Here is a 20494-nt window from a genome sequence, read left to right on the forward strand (position 1 = left end):
CAAGCCTCTCGAAAATCACAACTGCCGTAAAAAGGCCGCCATTTTACGCTATTTCGCCGCCACTCATCGGCAAATTTACCGAGAAAAAGCGCTTAATGGGGGATAATAACCGAAGAAAGTAAGAAAATATTACAGGTCAAAAATCCAGATAATGCATTGAAATTAATTATTTTTATTGGTTATTTGTCATCAAATAGTCACATTGAAATCAAAAAAACGTCATATTTTGCTTTTCCCCGGCACCGATTGTCACCGATAATGCGCGGCGTTCATGTCCACCAACCTGGCTTAACGCTTATGTTGCATTTGTTCGCTGGCCTGGATTTTCATACCGGCCTGATGTTGATTCTCGCACTGTTGTTTGTCTTGTTTTATGAAGCCATTAACGGCTTTCACGACACGGCCAATGCGGTTGCTACTGTCATTTATACTCGCGCTATGCGTTCGCAACTTGCGGTCGTCATGGCAGGTGTCTTCAACTTCCTTGGCGTCATACTCGGTGGTTTGAGTGTTGCCTACGCCATTGTTCATCTGTTGCCAACCGATCTGCTGTTGAACGTCAGTTCAGCGCACGGGTTAGCGATGGTGTTCTCAATGCTGTTGGCCGCCATTATTTGGAACCTCGGTACCTGGTATTTTGGTCTGCCGGCTTCCAGCTCCCATACGCTGATTGGCGCCATTATCGGTGTGGGGTTAACCAATGCCATGGTGACCCATACGTCAGCGGTCGATGCGCTGAACATCCCGAAAATGATCAGTATTTTCCTGTCGTTGATCTTTTCCCCACTGGTGGGGATGCTGGTCGCTGGGGTGATGGTGTTTGTGTTGCGCCGCTATTGGAGCAGTACTAAAAAACGTCAGCGTATTCATATGACTCCGGCCGAACGTGAAAAGGTCGATGGCAAACGCAAACCGCCGTTCTGGACCCGCATCGCACTTATCCTGTCAGCTATCGGCGTTAGCTTTTCGCACGGCGCCAACGACGGCCAGAAAGGCATTGGTTTGATCATGCTGGTGCTGATCGGCGTTGCTCCTGCCGGCTTTGTGCTGAATATGAATGCAACCGGTTATGACATCACACGCACGCGTGATGCCGTTAACCATTTGCAGCAGTATTATCAGTTGCACGGTGATTCGCTGTCGCATGTGCTGACGCTGGCGCCGTTGGGCTCTATCGCGGATAGCACCGCTGCCGAGCAAGCGGAATTCCACTGCGACAATTCAAGCGCGTTGCCTGCACTGGAATACACCACCGGCCTGCTGAATAATCTGCAAAGCTACGATCAACTGACGGTTGAACAGCGCAGCCATCTGCGCCGTCTGCTGATGTGCGTTAGCGATACCTCAAGCCGTGTTGCCAAGCTGCCGGAAACCTCTTCAGAGGATAAGCGTTTCCTCAACAACCTGCGCCAGGATCTGCTGCAAACCGTTGAATATGCGCCGTTGTGGATTATTGTTGCGGTTGCATTGGCACTGTCGTTGGGCACTATGGTGGGCTGGCGCCGCGTCGCGACAACCATCGGTGAGAAGATCGGCAAGAAGGGCATGACTTACGCGCAGGGCGTATCGGCCCAGATGACAGCCGCGCTGTCCATCGGCGTGGCCAGCTATACCGGGATGCCGGTGTCCACCACGCACGTGTTGTCTTCTGCTGTTGCCGGGACGATGATCGTCGATGGCGGCGGCGTGCAGAGCAAAACCGTGAAGAATATCCTGATGGCATGGGTGTTAACCCTGCCGGTATCGATAGTGCTTTCCGGCGGGCTCTACTGGTTGGCTCTCAAGCTGATCTAAGCGTCATCCACGCAGAATACGATGCCAGTCAGCAAGCTGACTGGCATTTTTTTCGCCCGTATATCACCCAATGCCTATAGAGATAGCGGTATGAAAACGGCTTGGCTCAATACCAAATCAGCATGGCCAGCAGGCTTATCACCACCAGGCCGCACAGGGCGGAGGTCAGCACGAACTGGCCGCGCACCCGTTCGCAGCGGCGGATGAACTCGGGATCATGATGGTCGGTGTAGCGCTGCGCGTAGATATACCACACCAGCCTTAGCTGCTTGCTCGGCTGGCCGTGCGTGGTAAAAAAGCCCCCGCCGTCGACGTATTGATACAACAACGGGTCACAGCCGCGCAATACCACCAGCAGCGCCCGCAGAGAAGAGTAATAACGCGCCATGTTTATCACACAGACCACACACAATGCCCAAAACAGCGCGACGGTACTGATCATGATTCCCCTCCTCAAGGCGTTGTCATCCGCGGCAATCCACCGCGGCCAACCACCCAACCACTACCACAAATTCAACGACTTCCTGGCGCATCGCCCACGATAGAGCCCCCAGGGGGTATTGCTATTGAAATCACACAGGGAACGGCGAGGCCGCTATTCATTATTGTAGGATAATGAGACGCAAACCAATCTGCATCATGCATAAAATTTATCGCAATCCGTTCGATTGTCACCTGCCACTTGGTTATAACGCATAACCACAGCTTTTTACTACGCGATGAGTAACGGCGATCAGGCTATACTTTTGAGCAGATACGCTTATCTTTCTGGCGCGCAGGCGAGTAATATCCACTTAAATAATAGGATTTTCAGCGCTGTCGGTGTAAAACGGAAGCGTAACGGTGACAGAATCGATTGATACAATGCAGTGTGATCGCCCCAACATTTCACTGTGTTATCTGAATGATATTATGCAGGTAAACCGAAAGCGCCGGATTGCAACGCCGAATACCTGCTAACTCTTTAATCAGCCTTATATGGAAGGAGTATTCTCATGGCTTACAAACACATTCTGATCGCGGTTGACCTATCGCCAGAAAGCAAGACTCTGGTCGAGAAAGCCGTATCAATGGCGCGGCCGTATAATGCGAAGGTGTCTCTGATTCATGTGGATGTTAACTATTCCGATCTTTACACCGGCCTGATCGACGTCAACCTTGGCGATATGCAAAAGCGCATCTCTGAAGAAACCCGCCACGCACTGGCCGAACTGTCGCAGAACGCCGGTTATCCGATTACCCAAACCCTGAGCGGCAGCGGCGATTTGGCGCAGGTGCTGGTCGATGCCATCAGAAAATACGATATGGATCTGGTGCTGTGCGGCCACCATCAGGACTTCTGGAGCAAGCTGATGTCCTCCGCGCGCCAACTGATCAACACCGTGCATATCGATATGCTGATCGTGCCGTTGCGCGATGACGACGAAGCTGAAGAAGAAGAAACCGAGTAAGTTCGATTTTGCTTCACCCCCATCCTTTTCGGGATGGGGTTCTTTCCCGGCGGCAGGCCGGCGCGCCGTTCCTTTGTGCCGTAAGCGTATAACCTCAACCAGGCGGGGCTGTCTTTGCACCGGCTAAAAGTGATACTGTTCACAGATCCCACCAATAGCGTTATCGCCTCCTGGCTGCAGTGGTTATACCACGGCAGGTAAAGCCGCTTAAGTTATTGCAGTGTTTTTTTATTGTTAATTATTGGTTTCTTTTCGCGCGATACTCCGTTGTAATATTACCACCTCGTAAATTACTAACATATTTTTAACGCTAAAGTCCCGGTAATTTTACCTAAATGTGCGCAGATCACATTTTGTTAACTTCGACTGCGCGTGCTCTTCCATTCCTTTGTAATCTGCAGCCGTGGAGAAACCTCCCCCTACAGATAAAAAAGGTACAGCTATGAAATTTAACCTCGCATTATTCAATGCATGTGTGGTTTCTGCGTGCATATTATCAACAACGCCGGGCTTTGCTGCGGAGAAATATGACATTGCCGTGGTCGCCAAAGTTACGGGGATTCCGTGGTTTAACCGTATGGAAGTCGGCGTTAAAGAGGCGGCGACCAAACTGGACGTTAATGCTTACCAAACCGGCCCTTCAACCCCAGATCCCGCCGCCCAGGTGAAAGTGATCGAAGATCTGATCGCCAAAAACGTTAACGCCATTATCGTGGTGCCGAACGATGCCAAAGTGCTGGAGCCGGTGCTGAAGAAAGCGCGCGATAAAGGCATTGTGGTGCTCACGCATGAATCACCGGATCAGCAAATTGGCCAATGGGATATCGAAACTATCGACAGTGAGAAATATGCCCAAGCCAATATTGATGAGCTGGCCAAGAACATGGGCGGTAAGGGCGGCTACGCGATTTATGTCGGTTCACTGACTGTACCGTTGCACAATGCCTGGGCGGATTTCGCCATCAAATACCAGAAAGAAAAGTACCCAGACATGTTTGAGGTCACTTCCCGGCTGCCGGTGGCGGAAAGCATCGACAAATCCTATGCCACCACGCTGGATCTGATGAAAACCTATCCGCAGATGAAAGGCATCATCGGTTTCGGCTCGCTCGGCCCGATTGGTGCCGGTCAGGCGGTCGCCAGCAAGCGCGCCAAAGACAAGATTAGCGTCGTGGGCATCGCCATGCCGGCCCAGGCGGCACCTTATCTGATGCGCGGCGATATCAAAAAGGCCCTGCTGTGGGACCCGAAAGACGCAGGTTATGCCCTGGTGACGGTGGCCGATCAGCTGCTGCAGGGTAAGGAAGTCACCCCGGATCTGACCATTGATGGGCTGGGCAAGGCGGATGTCGATATGGAACACAAAGTCATTCGGTTTAACAAAATTCTGGAAGTGACGAAAGACAACGCCAAATCTCTGGGCTTTTAATTTTTATCTTGTGCCACACCAGGGAAAAGAAGCGCACGCCTCTGGCTATAAAGAGACGTGCGCCTGGAAAAACAATAGTCATTACTTTATGCATCCGGTTCAAAATAATACATTGCACAGGCTAACGTTATGACATCAACCACCGCATTTATCACGCTGGAAAATATCAGTAAGCAGTTTCCCGGCGTATTGGCCCTTGATCGGATCAATCTCACGCTGAATAAAGGCGAGGTGCATTGCCTGGCCGGGCAAAATGGCTGTGGTAAAAGCACCATTATTAAAATTATTTCCGGGGTGTACCAACCCGAAAAAGGCGCCACTATTTTATTGGAAGGGAAACTATTTCATTCCCTAACGCCGCAGCTTTCCGCTTATTACGGCATTCAAGTTATTTACCAGGATCTGTCGTTATTCCCTAACCTGACGGTGACGGAAAATATTGCCATTCATCGCCACTTACCCGGCGGGCATTTTTGGGTTAATCAACGCGCGATGCGTCAGACGGCGCTGGATGTTATGGCCCGCGTCGGCGTGCATATCGATCCGGACAAGAAAGTCGAGAAACTGTCGATTGCCGATCGCCAACTGGTCGCCATCTGCCGGGCGCTTGCCGCCGAAGCGCGGTTGGTGATTATGGACGAGCCGACCGCTTCGCTCACCCGCCAGGAGGTGGATGGCCTGCTGCGGGTGGTTAACGAGCTAAAGGCGGCTGGCATCTGCGTCGTATTCGTCAGCCACCGGCTGGATGAAGTCATGGAAGTGGCCGATCGGATCAGCGTAATGCGCGACGGCCAACTGGTCGGCACTTACCCGGCAAGCGAGTTGGACAGCCACGAGCTGGCTTTCCTGATGACCGGCCAACGCTTCCATTACAGCCAATTGCCGGCGCAGCCAGCGGTGGAAAGCACTCCGCTGCTGGAGGTTTGCGGGCTCACGCGGCGTGGAAAATATCACAATATCAACCTGGCGTTGCTCGCCGGCGAAATTGTTTCCATCGTCGGCCTGCTGGGCGCCGGCCGCACGGAGCTGTGCCTGGCGCTGTTTGGCATGGCGCACCCTGACGGCGGTGAAATCCGCATTGCGGGGCAGCCGGCGCAACTGCGCACTAACCGGGATGCGGTGCGCCATGGCATCGGCTACGTCTCTGAAGATCGCCTGACGCAGGGGCTTATCATGGAGCAATCCATCTTTGACAACACCATCGTCACCGTCTTTGACAAGCTACATACGCCACTCGGGCTGTTGGATCACCCGCGGGCCCGCGTGCTGGTCGATAAGCTGATTCGCGAGCTGAATATCAAGGTTTCCGATAGCGGCCTGCCGTTGAAGACGCTATCCGGCGGCAACGCCCAGCGCATTGCGATCGCCAAATGGGTCGCCACCCAGCCGAAGATCCTGATCCTTGATTCGCCTACCGTCGGCGTCGATATCGCCAATAAAGAAGGGATCTACCAGATCGCCAGAGATCTGGCCGCGCAGGGGATGGCGGTATTGATGATCTGCGATGAGATCCCGGAGGCCTACTATAACAGCCACCGGGTATTGGTGATGCGCAAAGGCGAACTGGTGGCCGAATTTGCGCCGCACCACAGTACGGAACAACAGATTGCCGAGGTGGTCAATGGATAAATCCCTTCTTGCACGCCTGGCAGGGCGGCACGAGCTTTACCTGGGCCTGATGGTGCTGTTTCTGGCTATCGGCCTGAGCGCCAGTACGACCGAATTCCTGACGCTCGGCAACCTGACGGACGTTGCCACAAGCTATGCCATTCTGGGGATCCTGGCCTGCGGCCTGTTCGTGGTGCTGATCGCCGGCGGTATTGATATTTCTTTCCCGGCGGTCACCGCCATCGCCCAGTACGCGATGGCAAGCTGGGTCATTGATCATGGCGGCAACTTCCCGCTGGCGTTCGCTTTGGCGATTGGCGTGGGGCTGCTGCTTGGGCTGGTGAACGGCTTCCTGGTTTATTGGCTGAAGGTGCCCGCCATCATTATCACCATTGCCACACTCAACCTGTTCTATGGCCTGCTGGTGTATGCCACCAACGGCACCTGGCTGTATGGCTTTCCGGACTGGTTCATGGATGGCATCAGCTGGTTTTCGTTCACCGCCGCTGATGGCTATGACTACGGCCTGACGCTGCCGCTGCTGTGCCTGTTGGCGGTCATCGTCATCACCGGCGTACTGATGAACTTTACCCGGCTGGGCCGCCAGATTTTCGCCATGGGGGGCAACCGCGATGCGGCATCGCGCCTGGGGCTAAACCTGCTGCGGCTGCACTTCTACGTGTATGGCTATATGGGCATTCTGGCCGGTGTTGCCGCCGTCGTGCAGGCGCAGATAACCCAATCGGTCGCCCCCAATTCGTTGCTTGGTTTTGAACTGACGGTGCTGGCCGCCGTGGTGCTCGGCGGCACCAGCATGACCGGTGGGCGTGGTTCTCTTACCGGCACCTTGCTTGGCGTCGTGCTGCTGGCTTTCCTGCAAAACGGCCTGACGTTGCTTAGCGTTTCTTCTTACTGGCATACGGTGTTTAGCGGGATGATTATTCTGATCAGCATCAGCGCAACCGCCTGGAATGAAAAACGTAAGTTGGCCAAGGAGTTATAACATGTCGCAGTTAATTCGTTTTCTCCCCGGCGACCGTATCATCCGCTTGCAGGGGATTATCATCATCGCCGTAGCATTGCTGTTCGCCGGGCTGCTGGGTGGGCGTTTCTTCAGCGCCGGCAACTTCCAGTCGATCGCCTCGCAGTTGCCAATCCTCGGTATGCTGGCGCTCGGTATGGGGATCACCATGCTAACCGGCGGCATCAATCTGTCGATTATCGCCGGGGCGAATGCCTGTTCGCTGGTGATGGCGGCGATCATCGTCAGCCACCCCGATCAGCCGCTGTTTATCGCCCTGGCGCTGCTGGCCGGGCTGGCGGTGGCTATTGCCATCGGCTTACTGAACGGCGCGCTGGTCGCCTGGGTTGGCGTCTCGCCGATTCTGGCTTCGCTGGGCACCATGACGCTAATCAGCGGGCTGAATATCCTGCTTTCCAACGGCGCCGTAATCTCCGGTTTCCCTGTGGTGATTCAGTACATCGGCAATGGCAGTATTCTCGGTATTCCGGTGGCGCTGTTGCTGTTCCTGTTGGTGGCCGCCGGGCTGTGGCTGCTGTTGGAGCACACGACGCTGGGGCGCAGCCTCTACCTGATCGGTTCCAACGAGCAGGCGACCCGCTTTAGCGGCGTCAATACGGCGCGGGTACAGATCGCCGTGTATATCCTTTCGGCCCTGCTTGGCTGGGGGGCCGCGTTGTTGATGATGGCGAAATTCAATTCCGCCAAGGCCGGTTACGGCGAATCCTATCTGCTGGTGACCATTCTGGCCTCGGTACTCGGCGGCATTAATCCGGACGGTGGGTTTGGCCGCATCCTGGGGCTGTTGCTGGCGCTGATCGTGCTACAGATGTTGGAAAGCGGCCTCAATCTGCTGGGTGTCAGCAGCTATCTGACGATGGCCCTGTGGGGCGGCGTGCTGATCCTGTTTATCGCATTACAGAATCGAAAGGCCTGAGGAGAAGAAGAATGGCGAGTTATTTCATTGGCGTAGATGTTGGCACCGGAAGTGCGCGCGCAGGCGTATTCGATCTTAACGGGCATATGGTCGGGCAAGCCAGCAGGGCTATCGAGCTGTACCGCCCGAAGGCGGATTTTGTCGAACAGTCTTCAGACAATATCTGGCAGGCGGTGTGCAACGCGGTGCGTGATGCCGTCAACCAGGCTGATATCAACCCGATCCAGGTGAAAGGGCTGGGGTTCGACGCCACCTGCTCGCTGGTGGTGCTGGATAAAGAAGGCAAGCCGCTGACCGTTAGCCCGTCCGGCCGTACCGAGCAGAATATCATCGTGTGGATGGATCACCGGGCGATCGCCCAGGCTGAGCGTATCAACGCCACCAAACATCGGGTGCTGGATTTTGTCGGCGGCATTATCTCGCCGGAAATGCAAACGCCGAAAATGCTCTGGCTGAAGCAACACATGCCCACCACTTGGGCCAATGCCGGCTACCTATTCGATCTGCCGGATTTCCTCACCTGGCGCGCCACCCAAGACGCCACCCGCTCATTGTGCTCAACCGTGTGTAAATGGACCTACCTCGGCCATGAACAGCGTTGGGAAAAAAGCTATTTCAAGCAGATTGGGCTGGAAGACGTGCTGGAACACGACGCAGCAAAAATCGGCAGTGATGTGAAAATAATGGGCGAGCCGCTGGGCCACGGCCTGACCGTACGCGCCGCCGGCGAAATGGGTCTGATCGCCGGCACTGCCGTCAGCGTCTCCATCATTGATGCTCACGCCGGGACGCTGGGCACCATTGGCGCCACCGGGGTTTCCGGCGAAGTGGCGGATTTCGATCGACGGATCGCGTTAATCGGCGGCACCTCCACCGGGCATATGGCGATGTCGCGCACCGCGCGCTTTATTAGTGGCGTATGGGGCCCTTATTATTCCGCCATTTTGCCGGGCTACTGGCTGAACGAAGGCGGGCAGTCAGCCACCGGGGCGCTTATCGATCACGTCATTCAGTCACATCCGTGCTATCCGGAGCTGCTGGCGCAGGCCAAAACCGGCGGGAAAACCATCTATGAAGTCTTGAACGCGTTGCTGAAACGTATGGCGGGCGAGCCGGAGCATATCGCCTTCCTGACCCGGGATATCCATATGCTGCCCTATTTCCACGGCAACCGTTCGCCGCGCGCCAACCCAACCTTAACGGGCGTCCTGACCGGGTTAAAACTTTCACGCACGCCGGAAGACATGGCGCTGCACTACCTGGCGGCGATTCAGGCGATCGCGCTGGGCACGCGCCATATCATTGAGACCATGAACCAGAGCGGCTACAGCATTGATACCATCATGGCCAGCGGCGGCGGCACCAAAAATCCGATCTTCGTGCAGGAGCACGCGAATGCGACCGGTTGCGCGATGCTCTTGCCCGAAGAGAGTGAAGCGATGTTATTGGGCGGCGCCATGATGGGCACCGTTGCCGCCGGGGTATTTGACACGCTGCCGGAGGCGATGAATGCCATGAGCCGCATCGGTAAAACCGTCACGCCGCAGACCAATAGCATTAAGCAGTATTACGATCGCAAATACCGTGTTTTTCATGAGTTGTACCATGACCACATGAAATATCGCCAACTGATGCAGGAGGGGGCATGAGCGAGCCGGAATGGCAGCGTGCCGTCGATGCCTGGGCGGTTTACAGCCGTGAGTTGGCGCAGCTGCCACAGCGGATTGACGCCGCAACCTGGCAACAGTTGATCGCGAAGCTCAGCGGTTGTAAAGGCAAGATTGCCGTCAGCGGTGTGGGCACATCCGGCATCGCCGCGCGCAAGGTTGCCCATATGTTGGCCTGTGTGGAGCGGCCGGCAATCTATCTGAATGCCACCGATGCGGCGCACGGCGATTTGGGTTTTTTGCGCAGCGAAGATTTGATGATTTTGATCTCGCGCGGCGGTAATTCGGAAGAGCTTGCACGCCTGCTGCCCACGCTGAACGCCAAGGGCGTGCCAATTATCAGCGTCACTGAAAATCTTGATTCCGCTATCGCCCGTGCGGCGCAGCTGACGATCAAAACCGGGGTGGAAAAGGAGATAGATCCGCTGAATATGCTGGCAACGACGTCAATTGTGCTGGTATTGGCAATCTTTGACGCCGCCTGCGCCTGCCTGATGGCGCGCAATGGTTATGATAAACAAACCCTGCTGGCGGTGCACCCCGGCGGGAATGTGGGCAAAAGCCTGCGGGAAGGCCGCTAGCGGCCCTTCACCTAGGCGCCATAGCCCATCATCCGCAGCAACTGCTGGGCCTGCTGCACGGCTTCCTGCCGGTGGGCGACGCCCAGCTTTTGGTACAAATTGCGGATGTGGGTTTTGATGGTGGTCGCGGCCACGGCCAGTTCACCGGCGATTTGATCGTTACTGTAACCGGAGTAAATCAGCCCCAGCACCTGCCATTCCCGCTGGGTGAGCGGGCTGGTGCGAATCAGCTCCGGCACCTGCGGGTGCGTCAGCAGCTTTTCAACAAAGTTCTCATCGAAGTGGGCAAACTTGTGCCGGTGGTGCTGGTTAATGTCGCGCAGGATACGCTGGGCTCGGTGTTGTTCCAGCTCCGGCAGGGTATTGAGCTGAATCAACTGGCGCAGCTGTTGCGCCATGGCTTCCCCTTCAATCACAAAATGGCTGATAAAGCCGGTGCGGTTAGCCAACGACAGCGACTCGATCAATACCCGCTGGGCGTCATTCTTGCGCTCCATCTGCCAATAGAGCTGGTTGCTCAACAACAGGTTGCGGTTAAGATCGCTTGAGAGCCGCAGGCGGCGGGCGTTGTCGTTCAGCTCATCCAGCACCACCTCCGCTTCTTCATACTGCCCGAGCAGGATCTGCACGCGGGCGATATTGCGCCACTGGCCCTGCATAAAATGGTTATTGGCCATACCCGGCTTTTCGGTGTGGCGTAACCAGTTGGCGGCCGCTTGGGTATCGCCGGTCATCTGCCAGTAAATCACGCGCGGCTTGTCTGCGTTGGTCAGCCAGTCGCGATGGTATTGCGAGCCGTGCAGCAGCGCCTCGCAGCGTTGCAGGTGGGCATTGGCGTTGTCCAGATCGCCCCGGGCCAGCGAGCATTTCGCCAGCATGGCAAGGCACTGCAACTGCTGCTGCGGCTGATAGTTGCTAAGCACTTTCAGCCCTTCACGCGCCGCTTCCTCGGCTTCGTCCAGCCGTGACCACGACCACAGGATCTGCGAGCGGATGCGCAGCAGGAATTCGTGCATCGGCAACTGTTCCAGGTGCTGCTCGCGCACCAGCTCAAAGGCTTTATCCTGGGTTTCGTAGGCGGCCTGCAAGAACCCCTGGGCGATCAGAATTTCACTTTGCTGCAGCAGCGCCCACAGCGCGTAGTGGTAGGCGTGATGGCGGCGCGCCATTTGCTCGGTTTGCTGCATCATCGGCAGCGCCCGCGCCAGTTCCCCTTTGCAGTGGTGCACTTCGCCGGTGACCGAGGTGGCGACAATGCGGCTGTAGTAGCTGGAAAGCGGCAGGAATTTTAACGCTTCGGCGGCCAACCGCTCGGCCTCTTCCGGTTTGCCGGCGTTAATCGCCACCTGCGCGCGCAGGGCGTTGAATTCCGCATGCAGCGTTGGGTTGATCTCAATCTTGTGCTCAAGCATTGCCTGCTCGGCGCGTTCAAGCTGGGTATTCACCTCGTTATAGCGGTGCTGGCTTTGCGCCAGCCAGGCTTGCAGCAACGCCAACTTGGGGTTTTGGATCAGGCGCTCATACGGCAGGGCATTCAGGCACTCTTCCAACAGGGCCAGCTCCGAGTGGTGGAACAGCGACCAGGCGTGCTGCAGCAGGATATCCCGCAGCATGCTGACGTCGCTGGCGGCTAACGCATGGTGAATGGCCTCCGCCGGGTAGCCGAGCGCCAGCCAGCCTTCAGCCGCCGCACGGTGCAGGCCGGGCAGCTCCATCGCCAGTTCCCACTGGCAGCGCTGGCGCAGGAAAGAGGCGAACAGCGGGTGAAAGTTGAACCATTCACCGGTGTCGTCCATCCGGTGGATAAACAGCCCCTGGCGTTCCAACTCTTCCAGGCGCTGCTGGCCGTTGTCTTCCCCCGTCAGCCGGACGATCAGCGCATCATTCATCGAGCGCAGCACGGAACAGCGCAATAAAAAGGCGCGGGTTGCGGGATCAACGTGGTCGAGCACTTCGTCGACCAGATAGTCGGTCAGGTGGCTGGCGTTGAGCCCGGCCAGCCGTTTGGCGGAAAGCTGGGCGGAGGAGGTGGCCTGGCGGGCGGAAAGGGCGATCAGCTGCAGTGCGGTGGCCCAGCCTTCAACTTCATCGCACAGGCGGCTGCTGTCGTGCTGCTCCAGCGGCATGGACAAACGGCAATCAAAGAACTGCTTGGCTTCCTGATGGTTGAATGCCAACTGTAGGCTGCTCAGTTCCAGTAACTGATCGCGAACGCGCAGGTTGGCGATGCCAAGCGGCGGCAGCGTGCGCGACAGCAGCATCAGCGTCATGTTTTCCGGCTGGTGACGCAGGAAAAAGCGCATCGCCTCGTGGATGATGTCGTTGGTGATCAGATGGTAGTCGTCAATCACCAGATACAGCGGCTGGTGCCAGGTCGAAAGCTCAATAAACAGTTGGCCGAACAGCGCGGGCAGGCTGGCATATTGGTGTTTTTGGCTCAGCGCTTCGCTTTTCACGCAGTGGCCGCCAGTGGCCTGTTGCAGGGCGGCGATCAGATAGCTGGCAAAGCGCTCGGGTTGGTTGTCGCTTTCGTCCAGTGAATACCAGCCCAAATCCGCTTTGCCCGCGGCCCATTGGGCCACTAACGTTGTTTTCCCATAGCCGGCCGGGCAGTTGACCAACGTCAGGCGATAGTTGGCCGCACTGGCCAACTTTGCCAGCAGGCGATTGCGCACCACGGTATTTTGCAGCCGTACCGGACGGCTCAGTTTTGAAGGGATCAGCATAGTTTTTCAGACGCCCGTTGCGTTTTACGCAGCCGTTAACCTGCCCAAAGGTATGTATTACATCGCCATTCCCAAGAGAGTGGCCCGCAACACATTATTTTATTATTCACTTAACTTCCGACAACGTTACACGTATTGCAACAAGCTTCCTGCATCGCTTGGAGTTAAGTTGCTGCCGATCACACTTTTTTACGTTTATGTCCGCCGGCGAGCGGTGCCGTTTTCCCTACTTTTTTCAGGGTGAAACGGGCGCTGTGTGCAAAAATCCAGCAATGCGCACAACTATGCTAACGTTAATAGAGCATATTGTCCGTTTGCCGCCGCCCACGGCGGCTTTTTGCTGCACTCAGGGGGCAAAAAGTGCCTGCGATCACAATTTTAGCTACGCCCCAATCCTCCTCCCCAGCTAATCCCCAGGCGGGATGATGCTCTCATGCGCGCTCCCCGGCACGATAACCCCAAATTGGCCCACTTACAGGATAGAGAGTTTCCCTATGTCACAGCCTACGCTTAAAAAGGATGCCTTTGTTGCGGCATTGACTCGTCAATGGCAGCGCTTTGGCCTGGATGCCGCAGAGCAGATGACCCAGCACCAGTGGTGGCAGGCGGTCAGCGCCGCGCTGGCGGAACAACTGGCGGCTCAGCCGGCGCCGCGCACGCGCAGCAGCAAAACGCTGCGCCACGTGAACTATATCTCTATGGAGTTCCTGATTGGCCGCCTGACGGCAAACAACCTGATTAACCTGGGCTGGTACGATACCGTGGAAGGCGTGCTGGCGAAGGAAGGGATCGCGCTGGCGGATTTGCTGGAGCAGGAAACCGATCCGGCGTTGGGCAACGGGGGATTAGGGCGCCTGGCGGCCTGTTTTCTTGATTCTATGGCCACGGTGGAACAGCCTGCCACCGGCTATGGGCTGAATTATCAGTATGGTCTGTTCCGCCAGTCGTTCAGCGGCGGCCAACAGCAGGAAGCGCCGGACGATTGGCAGCGTGAAAGCTACCCGTGGTTCCGTCACAATGCCGCGCTCAGCGTGGACGTGGGCGTTGGCGGCAAGCTTGAAAAGCAAGCGGATGGCCGCGAGCTGTGGCACCCGGCGTTTACCCTGCGCGGAGAAGCCTGGGACTTGCCGGTATTGGGCTACCGCAACGGCGTGGCCCAGCCGCTTCGTCTGTGGCAGGCTACCCATGCGCACCCGTTCAATCTGGGTGATTTCAACGACGGCAAGTTCCTGCAGGCAGAGAAACAGGGCGTTGAAGCCGCCAAACTGACCAAAGTGCTCTACCCCAATGACAATCACCAGGCCGGCAAACGCCTGCGCCTGATGCAGCAATATTTCCAGTGCGCCTGCTCCGTAGCGGACATTCTGCGCAAACACCATCAGGCAGGGCGCAAGCTGGAAGATCTGCCCAAATATGAAGTGATCCAGCTCAACGATACCCACCCCACCATCGCCATCCCGGAACTGCTGCGCATCCTGCTTGATGAGCACCAATTGAGCTGGGATGCCGCCTGGGCGATCACCAGTAAAACCTTCGCCTATACCAACCACACGCTGATGCCGGAAGCGTTGGAATGCTGGGACGAAAAACTGGTGCGCAGCCTGCTGCCGCGCCATTTTTCCATCATCAAACAGATTAACGCCAACTTCAAAACGTTGGTCGATAAGCACTGGCCGAACGATAAAGCCGTATGGGCCAAGCTGGCGGTCCATCACGACAAACAGGTGCGTATGGCTAACCTGTGCGTGGTAAGTGGTTTCGCCGTCAACGGCGTAGCGCAACTGCATTCGGATCTGGTGGTGAAGGATCTGTTCCCGGAATACCACCAACTGTGGCCGGAAAAGTTCCACAACGTGACCAACGGCATCACGCCGCGCCGCTGGCTGAAACAGTGCAACCCCGCGCTGTCGGGCCTGATCGATGAAACGCTGAAGGTGGAGTGGGCGAATAATCTGGATGCACTACAAGGGTTGGAAAAATACGCCGACGATGCCGGCTTCCGCCAGCGCTATCAGCAGATTAAGTACGATAACAAAGTGGCGCTGGCCAGCTATGTGCACAGCGTTATGGGCTTGACGCTGAACCCGGATGCCATTTTCGATGTGCAGATTAAACGCCTGCACGAATACAAGCGCCAACACCTCAACCTGCTGCATATCCTGTCGCTGTACCGCCAGCTGCGCGATAACCCGCAATTGGATATCGTGCCACGGGTATTTTTATTCGGCGCCAAGGCCGCGCCGGGCTATTACCTGGCGAAAAACATCATCTATGCCATCAATCAGGTGGCCGAGGTGATCAATAACGATCCGTTGGTGCAGGATCGGATCAAAGTGGTGTTCATTCCCGATTACCGCGTGTCGGTGGCGGAATTGATGATCCCGGCGGCGGATATTTCCGAGCAAATTTCCACTGCGGGCAAAGAAGCCTCCGGCACCGGCAACATGAAGCTGGCGCTGAATGGGGCGTTGACCGTCGGCACGTTGGACGGCGCCAACGTTGAGATTGCCGAGCAGGTTGGCCAGGAGAACATTTTCATCTTCGGCAACACGGTGGAACAAGTGAAGGCGTTGCAGGCGAAGGGCTATGATCCGCTCACCTACCGCAAGAAGAATAAACACCTGAAAGCGATCCTGGACGAACTGGCCTGCGGCCTGTTCAGCCACGGCGACAAACACGCCTTTGACATGCTGCTGCACAGTCTGCTGGCCGGCGGCGATCCGTACCTGGTGTTGGCGGACTTTGCCGATTATTGCCAGGCTCAACAGCAAGTCGATCAGCTGTATCGCAACCGTGACGAATGGACGCGCCGTACCATCCTTAACACCGCACGCGTTGGCATGTTCAGTTCGGATCGCGCGATCCGTGATTATCAACAGCGTATCTGGCAGGCCAAACGTTAAGGAGAACGCATGGAGCGTAAAGGTATTGAGCAGGCGGCGGTGCGGGCGGGTATTGCTGCCGACTTCGTCAATGCCCATGGCAAGCTGCAGGCCATTGGGCATGAAACCAAACGTAAACTGCTGGCGGCGATGAATCAGCAGCAGGCCGTGTCCGGCGCGGCACAAACCGCGCCGTTGCCGACGGTGAAAGTGTTTCACGCCGGCAGCCCGATCGCGCTGCCGCTGACGGGCGGCGGCGAATACCACTGGCAACTGGTGCTTGAAGATGGCGGCCAACGGCAGGGGCGCGCCCGGGCGAGCAAGACCTTGACGCTGCCGGATAACCTGCCGTTGGGCTACCACCAACTGACGTTGGCGCAGGGGGAACAGCAATGGGCGTGCCGGCTGATCGTCGCGCCGCAACGCTGCTTTGAGCCAGATAGCCTGCAGGCGGGGAAAAAGCTGTGGGGGGCTTGTGTTCAGTTATACACCTTGCGCTCTGAGCACAACTGGGGCATCGGGGACTTTGGCGATCTGCAACGGATGGTGGTGGAAGTGGGTGGGCGCGGCGGGGCGTTTGTCGGCCTTAACCCGATTCACGCGCTGTATCCGGCCAACCCGGAAAGCGCCAGCCCCTACAGCCCGTCATCCCGGCGCTGGCTGAACGTGATTTATATTGATGTGAATGCGGTGGAGGATTTCCAGCGCAGCGCAGCGGCCCAAAAGTGGTGGAAGAAAACGGCCACCCAAACACAGTTGCACGCGGCACGCAGCAGTGACTGGGTGGATTACAGCGCGGTGACTCGCCTGAAGCTGGCGGCGCTGAAGCTGGCTTTTCCACTGTTTTTAGCGCGCAGCGCGGATGATCCATTAAAACAGGCTTTCGATACCTTTGTTGCCGCCGGCGGCGCTAGCCTGTATCAGCAGGCGGTGTTCGATGCGTTACACGCTCATCTGTGCGCGGAGGATGGCGCCATGTGGGGCTGGCCGGCATGGCCAGCGGCATACCGCCAGGCGAACAGCGAAGCGGTCACGCAGTTTTGCCAACAGCATCAGGAAGAGGTGGCGTTTTATCAGTGGCTGCAATGGCTGGCCGCCAGCCAGTTTGATGCCTGCTTTCGTCTGAGCCAGCGGCAGCAGATGCCGATTGGGCTGTACCGCGATCTGGCGGTGGGCGTAGCCGAAGGCGGCGCGGAAACTTGGTGGGAGCGTGAACTGTATTGCCTGCAGGCTTCGGTCGGCGCGCCGCCCGACATTCTCGGCCCGTTGGGGCAGAACTGGGGCCTACCGCCGATGGATCCGCACGTGATGAGGGCGCGTGGCTACCAGCCGTTTATCGATCTGCTGCGAGCCAATATGACCAGCTGCGGCGCACTGCGTATCGATCACGTGATGGCGTTGCTGCGCCTGTGGTGGATCCCATATGGCGAAACGGCCGATCGCGGCGCCTATGTGCAATACCCGGTGGACGATCTGCTGGCGGTGCTGGCGTTGGAAAGCCAGCGGCACCGCTGCATGATCATCGGTGAAGACTTGGGCACCGTGCCGGTCGAGATCGTCAGCAAGCTGCGCGACAGCGGGGTTTACTCTTACAAAGTGTTGTATTTCGAGCATGATGAAGAGAACCAGTTCCGGGCGCCGCAGGCTTACCCGGTGCAGGCGATGGCCACCATCACCACCCACGATCTGCCCACCTTGCGCGGCTATTGGCAAAGCGACGATTTGCATCTGGGGGAAAAGCTGGGGCTGTATCCGGATGCGCAGGTGCTGCGTGGGCTGTATGCCGAGCGCGACCGGGCCAAACAGGGCTTGCTTGATGGCCTGCATCGCTATGGCTGCGTGCCGCAGAAGGTGGGCAAACGCGCGGCAACGCTGGCCATGAGCCCGCTGCTGAACCGCGGCCTGCAGCGCTATATCGCCGATAGCGCCAGTGCGTTGCTCGGCCTGCAGCCGGAAGACTGGCTGGACATGGCGGAGCCGGTGAATATTCCCGGCACCAGCAATCAGTACCCAAACTGGCGGCGGAAGCTGACGGATACGCTAGAGGCGATGTTTGCCGATCGGCAGGTGAACCGGTTACTGAAGGATTTGGATCGGCGGCGCCGGAAGGTGTCGGTGAGGTAGCGGGTGTTTAGCGCCGGAGCAGGGCAGGCCGCTCTGCTCCGGCAGTTTGCTCGCCCGCCCATGCACCAGGCATGGGCGCTGGCGGTTAGAAGTAAGAGTGTTCGCCGCGCTGGTGCTCGGTAAGATCGCGCACGCCTTTCAGTTCAGGGAACGTCTGCAACAGCTCTTTCTCAATACCTTCTTTCAGCGTCACGTCGACCATCGAACAGCCGTTGCAACCGCCGCCGAATTGCAGGATCGCCAGCCCATCGTCGGTGATTTCCATCAGCGTCACGCGGCCGCCGTGGCCGGCCAACTGTGGGTTGATCTGCGATTGCAGAACATATTCAACCCGTTCAATCAATGGGGCATCCTCGCCGACCTTACGCATTTTGGCGTTAGGCGCTTTCAGCGTCAGCTGCGAACCCAGCTGATCGGTCACGAAGTCGATCTCGGCATCTTCCAGATACGGCGCGCTCAATTCATCGACGTAAGCAGACAGCTTATCGAATTTCAGTTCGACGTCCGTTGCTTCCACCGCGTCCGGCGGGCAATAAGAGACGCCGCATTCGGCCGTCGGCGTGCCCGGGTTAATCACGAAGACGCGGATTTGGGTGCCTTCTTCTTGATTTGCCAGCAGTTTGGCAAAATGTTCCTGTGCAGCATCTGTTATACGAATCATAGCATTAGCTCAGTAGTTGACTTCTTTAGTTGGTTATAATACGCCCATTGCCAGGGCACTACAACGTGCGGCAAATGCACCATATCTGCAATGACGCGACGCCTTGCTGCCGTAATAGTTTAGCGATTTCCGCCACGGTACTGCCAGTGGTGACTACGTCGTCCAGCAGCGCCACGTGCCGCCCGGCAAGATCATCCTCACAGCGGAATGCGCCGCGCAGGTTGCGCCGCCGCTGGCGGGCCGTCAATTGCCGTTGCGGCGTGGCCGCCCGCACTCGGCGCAGCGCCGCGGGGCGATATTCGCACCCCAGCCAGCGCGCCAGCGGGCGGGCGAGCAAATCCGTTTGGTTATAGCCCCGCCGCCAGGCGCGTTTTCTCTGTAAAGGTACCGCGACAATGATCTCGGGGTTGTTCAGATATTGCTCTCGCCGGGTTTGCAACCAGCGCAACAGTAACAGACGCGCCAGCGTGGGCGCCAATTCCGGCGCATGATGGTATTTGAACTTCTGGATTAATTGGCTGAGCGGCGGGCGATAATCCGCCACAAATACCATGCGCTGCCACGGCGGCGGCCGTTGCAGGCAACGCCCGCAGATATAACGTGGATCCGCCGGCAGGCCGCAGCGGGGGCAACAGGGCTGCGTGGCGAGCAGCGGCGGCAGGCAATAGCTGCAAATGCCTTGTGCGGCCAGGCGTAATGGCTGCCGGCATAGCCAACAGCGGCCGCAGATTGATAGCATAGGCGCCTCCGTGACGGTTGATAACAAGGACAATAACGATGACGGCGCTGTATTGGCAAACGATAGGCGAAGGCGAACGCGATCTTGTGCTGCTGCACGGGTGGGGCTTGAATGCGGAAGTGTGGGGTTGCACGCTGGAGCGATTGGCGCCGCATTTTCGCCTGCACCTGGTGGATTTACCCGGCTATGGTCGCAGCCAGGGTTTTGGCGCGCTATCCCTGGCGCAGATGGCGGAGGTGGTGCTGGCGGCGGCACCGCCGCAGGCCTGGTGGCTGGGTTGGTCGTTGGGCGGGCTGGTCGTCAGCCAGATAGCCTTAACGCAACCGCAGCGCGTGCAGGGGCTGATTACCGTGGCGTCGTCGCCGTGCTTCTCCGCCCATGATGACTGGCCGGGGATCCGCCCTGACGTATTGAGCGGCTTTCAGCACCAGCTGAGCCATGATTTCCAGCGCACCGTGGAGCGGTTTTTGGCGTTGCAGACCTTGGGAACGGCCAGCGCCCGCCAGGATGCCCGTTTGCTGAAATCGGTGGTGTTGAGCCAACCGATGCCGGGCGTTGATGTGCTGAACGGCGGCCTGGAAATACTGCGCACCAGTGATTTGCGCCGGCCGATGGCGGCACTCACGCTGCCGTTGCTGCGGATTTATGGTTATCTTGATGGTTTGGTGCCGCGCAAGGTCGCCGCTCTGCTGGATGCTCAATGGCCGCAGTCGCGCTCGGTCATTATCCCCAAGGCCGCGCACGCGCCGTTTATTTCCCACCCGGAAGAGTTTGCTGAGGTGATAACCCGGTTTGTTGCCGAACGCTAGCATCTAGCATTGGCCGGGGCGATGGAGAGCGGAGAGTAATACGCAGAGCGGCTCATCACCGCTCT

15 protein-coding genes are annotated in these 20494 nt (G+C 57.4%); 11 read left to right on the forward strand and 4 right to left on the reverse strand.

Annotation, left to right across the window (positions count from 1 at the left end; genetic code table 11):
* Positions 1-297 precede the first annotated feature (297 nt).
* Positions 298-1794: an inorganic phosphate transporter PitA gene (gene pitA / locus ACN28Q_RS12950; RefSeq protein ID WP_095846717.1), complete on the forward strand. Its 1497-nt coding sequence runs from the start codon at positions 298-300 to the stop codon at positions 1792-1794.
* 106 nt (positions 1795-1900) lie between these two features.
* Here pitA and uspB read toward each other — a convergent pair whose 3' ends face one another.
* On the reverse strand, positions 1901-2236 hold the full coding sequence (gene uspB, locus ACN28Q_RS12955; RefSeq protein ID WP_095846718.1) for a universal stress protein UspB: 336 nt from the start codon (positions 2234-2236) through the stop codon (positions 1901-1903).
* Between the two features lie 553 nt (positions 2237-2789).
* Here uspB and uspA point away from each other — a divergent pair.
* The 7 genes from uspA (at position 2790) to ACN28Q_RS12990 (ending at position 10488) form a co-directional block, all read left to right on the forward strand.
* Positions 2790-3245: a universal stress protein UspA gene (gene uspA, locus ACN28Q_RS12960; RefSeq protein ID WP_095846719.1), complete on the forward strand. Its 456-nt coding sequence runs from the start codon at positions 2790-2792 to the stop codon at positions 3243-3245.
* 442 nt (positions 3246-3687) lie between these two features.
* Positions 3688-4674 (forward strand): autoinducer 2 ABC transporter substrate-binding protein, encoded by a 987-nt coding sequence (locus tag ACN28Q_RS12965; protein ID WP_095846720.1) that lies wholly within the window; start codon positions 3688-3690, stop codon positions 4672-4674.
* Between the two features lie 129 nt (positions 4675-4803).
* Positions 4804-6303 (forward strand): sugar ABC transporter ATP-binding protein, encoded by a 1500-nt coding sequence (locus ACN28Q_RS12970; protein WP_095846721.1) that lies wholly within the window; start codon positions 4804-4806, stop codon positions 6301-6303.
* Entirely contained in the window at positions 6296-7285 is a 990-nt protein-coding gene (locus ACN28Q_RS12975) for an ABC transporter permease (protein ID WP_095846722.1), read from the forward strand. Before ACN28Q_RS12970 ends, ACN28Q_RS12975 begins: the two co-directional genes overlap by 8 nt.
* 1 nt (position 7286) lies before the next feature.
* Positions 7287-8240 (forward strand): ABC transporter permease, encoded by a 954-nt coding sequence (locus ACN28Q_RS12980; RefSeq protein WP_095846723.1) that lies wholly within the window; start codon positions 7287-7289, stop codon positions 8238-8240.
* 11 nt (positions 8241-8251) lie between these two features.
* Positions 8252-9889, forward strand: coding sequence for an FGGY-family carbohydrate kinase (locus tag ACN28Q_RS12985; RefSeq protein WP_095846724.1), 1638 nt, complete (start codon positions 8252-8254; stop codon positions 9887-9889).
* Positions 9886-10488, forward strand: a complete 603-nt coding sequence (locus ACN28Q_RS12990; protein ID WP_095846725.1) for a KpsF/GutQ family sugar-phosphate isomerase — start codon at positions 9886-9888, stop codon at positions 10486-10488. Before ACN28Q_RS12985 ends, ACN28Q_RS12990 begins: the two co-directional genes overlap by 4 nt.
* 11 nt (positions 10489-10499) lie before the next feature.
* Here the strand turns inward: ACN28Q_RS12990 and malT are convergent, their stop codons facing one another.
* Positions 10500-13214: an HTH-type transcriptional regulator MalT gene (malT, locus tag ACN28Q_RS12995; RefSeq protein ID WP_095846726.1), complete on the reverse strand. Its 2715-nt coding sequence runs from the start codon at positions 13212-13214 to the stop codon at positions 10500-10502.
* A gap of 494 nt (positions 13215-13708) precedes the next feature.
* Here malT and malP point away from each other — a divergent pair, with 494 nt between their 5' ends.
* Together malP and malQ are read left to right on the forward strand one after the other, a co-directional pair.
* The gene (malP, locus tag ACN28Q_RS13000; RefSeq protein ID WP_095846727.1) at positions 13709-16117 is read left to right on the forward strand and encodes a maltodextrin phosphorylase; all 2409 of its coding nucleotides are present in this window, start codon (positions 13709-13711) and stop codon (positions 16115-16117) included.
* A 9-nt stretch (positions 16118-16126) separates the two neighbouring features.
* On the forward strand, positions 16127-18220 hold the full coding sequence (malQ, locus tag ACN28Q_RS13005) for a 4-alpha-glucanotransferase (RefSeq protein WP_095846728.1): 2094 nt from the start codon (positions 16127-16129) through the stop codon (positions 18218-18220).
* Between the two features lie 85 nt (positions 18221-18305).
* On the opposite strand, the gene nfuA is transcribed toward malQ, so the two are convergent.
* Together nfuA and gntX are read right to left on the reverse strand one after the other, a co-directional pair.
* Complete coding sequence (nfuA, locus tag ACN28Q_RS13010) at positions 18306-18881, reverse strand: Fe-S biogenesis protein NfuA (protein ID WP_095846729.1); 576 nt, start codon at positions 18879-18881, stop codon at positions 18306-18308.
* Between the two features lie 58 nt (positions 18882-18939).
* A complete protein-coding gene (gntX, locus tag ACN28Q_RS13015) occupies positions 18940-19620 on the reverse strand; it encodes a DNA utilization protein GntX (protein ID WP_095846730.1) in 681 nt (226 codons plus the stop codon).
* A gap of 38 nt (positions 19621-19658) precedes the next feature.
* Between gntX and bioH the strand changes: the two genes are divergently transcribed.
* Positions 19659-20429, forward strand: a complete 771-nt coding sequence (bioH, locus tag ACN28Q_RS13020) for a pimeloyl-ACP methyl ester esterase BioH (protein ID WP_095846731.1) — start codon at positions 19659-19661, stop codon at positions 20427-20429.
* Positions 20430-20494 lie beyond the last annotated feature (65 nt).

This window comes from Gibbsiella quercinecans, assembly GCF_002291425.1.
Classification (GTDB): domain Bacteria; phylum Pseudomonadota; class Gammaproteobacteria; order Enterobacterales; family Enterobacteriaceae; genus Gibbsiella; species Gibbsiella quercinecans.